Origin of the sequence: Actinoplanes cyaneus, assembly GCF_016862095.1 — a bacterium.
GTDB lineage: Bacteria > Actinomycetota > Actinomycetes > Mycobacteriales > Micromonosporaceae > Actinoplanes > Actinoplanes cyaneus.
Map to the genome: position 1 here is coordinate 1 of NZ_BOMH01000171.1, position 780 is coordinate 780.

Genomic DNA, 780 nt, shown 5'->3' on the forward strand with positions numbered 1-780 from the left:
TTTCAGGCACAAGCCGGCAAATGGCCACGGGCACTCAGCGACGCGCTGGCGGCGACCCTGTCCGACATCGAGTTCGCCGTGCACAACTGGTTGCGAGCCCTGCTCGACGAGGGCACCGCGGTGATCGAGTCACAGGGGCTGGCCGGCGCCGACCTCGACCGCTGGCTGCGACAGCGCCTCGTGGCCGAGACCGAGGCGGTACATCGGGCGTTGCACGTGGCCGCGCGCGAGATCGGCGAGCGGGTCGCCGCCTCGATCGGGGTGAGCGAGGCGGTGCCGCCGGTGCGTCTCGACCTCGAACCGCCGGCGGAGCTGGTCGCCCACATCCGCCGCGGCCCACGGATACTGTCCGAGCAGCAGACGATGGCCACCCGTCTGGTCGGCGTACTCATGCCGGCCTACAGCGGCATCATGATCGCTCTCATCGTTCCCCGGTTCCTCGGCCTCGCGATGCCGTACTGGCTGTCCACGGCCGTTGCGGCGTCCGGCGCGATCGCCCTGGGCGGGACTGCCCTGGCCGGGGAGAAGCAGCGGCAGCGCAGCCGGCGCAACAGCGAGAGCGCTGCCGAGCTGAGGTCGCTGATCGACACCTTCCGGATGGCCGTCGGCAAGCGGGCACGCGACGGGATCCGCGCCATCGAGCGGCAGTTGCAGGCCGGGTTGAGCGAGGCGGTGACGAACCAGTCCCAGCGGCTGCTCGCGGTCGCCGAGGCGTCGCGACGTTCGGCTCAGGCGGGCGAGCAGCCGGAACGAGCCCTGGCCTCCATCGATCTCGACCTT

1 protein-coding gene is annotated in these 780 nt (G+C 71.3%); it reads left to right on the top strand.

Annotation, left to right across the window (positions count from 1 at the left end):
- Nucleotides 1–780, top strand: a 780-nt coding sequence (locus tag Acy02nite_RS46210; protein ID WP_203756839.1) for a hypothetical protein, incomplete at both ends; no start/stop codon positions are given.